Origin of the sequence: Microcystis sp. LEGE 08355 (genome assembly GCF_015207185.1) — a bacterium.
Taxonomy (GTDB): Bacteria; Cyanobacteriota; Cyanobacteriia; order Cyanobacteriales; family Microcystaceae; genus Microcystis; species Microcystis panniformis.
In genome coordinates this window covers 1-1843 of the sequence record NZ_JADEXI010000769.1, presented here as the reverse complement: position 1 = coordinate 1843, position 1843 = coordinate 1, and the positions used below count along the sequence as shown (strand labels likewise).

General features: G+C 42.6%; 2 protein-coding genes and 1 pseudogene. 1 reads left to right on the top strand and 2 read right to left on the bottom strand.

Annotation, left to right across the window (positions count from 1 at the left end; all coding sequences use genetic code 11):
* Positions 1 to 491: ISAs1 family transposase (locus tag IQ242_RS23860; RefSeq protein WP_193961661.1), on the bottom strand; the 491-nt coding region annotated here is incomplete at its 3' end.
* 101 nt (positions 492 to 592) lie between these two features.
* Positions 593 to 1393: a hypothetical protein gene (locus IQ242_RS23855; protein WP_193961660.1), complete on the bottom strand. Its 801-nt coding sequence runs from the start codon at positions 1391 to 1393 to the stop codon at positions 593 to 595.
* A 90-nt stretch (positions 1394 to 1483) separates the two neighbouring features.
* Here IQ242_RS23855 and IQ242_RS23850 point away from each other — a divergent pair.
* Positions 1484 to 1843: pseudogene (locus IQ242_RS23850) on the top strand (RNA-guided endonuclease InsQ/TnpB family protein); the annotation flags it as partial.

The window sequence follows — 1843 nt, the reverse complement described above, 5'->3', positions numbered from 1 at the left end:
ACTTTTTCTTGGGCTAAGACTAACCCATGTTCGCTACTCCAAGCACTTACTGTGTGCAAAGCCTTTAGTTTCTTTTCACGGTCATAGGAACCCTTGGCGGTTTTCCCATCTATGTGGATTAGTTCTAGGTTCAATTTTTCGGTGATTTCCCCGATCCACCCTAGGAATCCCGACCTTAATTGCTCGGGTTCTAGCATTCCTAAGACTCGACCCAAGGTGTCGTGGGAAGGTATCCCATTGGCTAATTCCAAAAAGGTTTTCAACCAGGATTGTTTGGCTTTTCCGTAGGCTTCTATGGCGACAAACCCGTCGGCACCCGCTAAGACCGCCAAAATGGCTAGGGCAATTAGGGATACCAGGCTGTGATTGCGTCCCCTGTCCGCTCTGGGGTCTTCTAGGTGCTGAAAATGTTTCAAGACACTCTTTCTTAAAAGTTTTGCCTCTCGCTCTTGCTTGGGGTTCAAGACTAGGGGACCAAATCCTTCTGCCATACTCAACCACTAAAATACAGGATTTTTCACTTCCTCTCAGATTAACTCAGGCCAGTTCGTCGTCACCAAATTAACAGTTAGGGATTTTTGTCTGTTACCATCTATACAAAACGACGCGCGATTACCCTGGGGGTAGGAGTGACTCCTTCTGTTGGTTGTGGTTGGTTAATATCAGGAGTAGATGTAGGCGAAAGGGGAGTTTCAACAACTTGTTGGTTGTTACTATCATTGGGGTATGGTGTCGATATTATTGGTATAGGTGTTGCAGTTGGGGTAGGTACAGATGTTGGGGTTGTTTCCACATTTTGATTTGGTGGAGAGGGATTGGGCGGATCGCCAGGAATCCAGGTACTATATAAGGCATATTGAACTTGGGGACTATCGGCTTCAAGTTTAATCGTAAATCGATACAAAATAGGTTCTGCACCAAAGATTGAAAATCTTATCCGTCCTTTTCCCAAAGGGAGAAGAAGTAGCGATTGAGAATCTGTGGTGGTGGTTGGACTAACAAGATGTATGGTTATCGCAGTCGGTAAAACATCTCGGTTTTCAAGATAAAACTCTACTGCTTGTCCCCCATATATCTCAACTGTCTGAGAGTCGTTCCATAAACCTGTACTGTGAAATCTTAAGTTTTCTGAAGCTTCTTGTTTTTCAGCAATTTGATAACTGATAGGAACTTTTAGGTTACTAATATGCGAACTCAGATTTCGGGCTAATGAAAATTGTTCAATGTTCTTTGTGGCTATGTTTGGTACATTTGAAGGCAGTTTAGCCTGAGTGATCGCCGTTGAACTAACAAACAGAGTAGTCAATCCGAGCAAAGGAATGGTGCGGTAAAAAAACTTCTTGATTGACCTATACTGGCGACCACTTAGCCGATGATAGACTTGCTTATTCATCGAAAATTTGGGTCTGAAACCCCGTCGTTCTAGGTTGGCTTTACTGTTCAATACTAGCGCATTTACACGATATATTCTAGAATGCGAGATATGGAGAAAGCCTATTCGTTTCGATTTTACCCAACACCAGAACAAGAGTCGCTATTGCGGCGCACTTTGGGCTGTGTAAGATTAGTTTACAATAAAGCTCTCCACGAACGAACACAAGCTTGGTATGAAAGACAAGAAAGAGTAGGCTACGCCCAAACTTCTTCAATGCTAACCGATTGGAAAAAGCAAGAAGAATTAGAGTTTTTAAACGAAGTTAGCTGTGTACCTTGACCACAAGGGTTAAGACATTTACAAACAGCTTTCACTAATTTCTTTGCTGGTCGTACTAAGTATCCTAACTTTAAGAAAAAACATCAGGGAGGAAGTGCCGAATTTACCAAATCTGCTTTTAAGTTCAAA

Excerpts from the sequence above, each read along its gene's own strand:
- IQ242_RS23855 (WP_193961660.1), bottom strand. The coding sequence starts at position 1,393 with ATGAATAAGCAAGTCTATCATCGGCTAAGTGGTCGCCAGTATAGGTCA.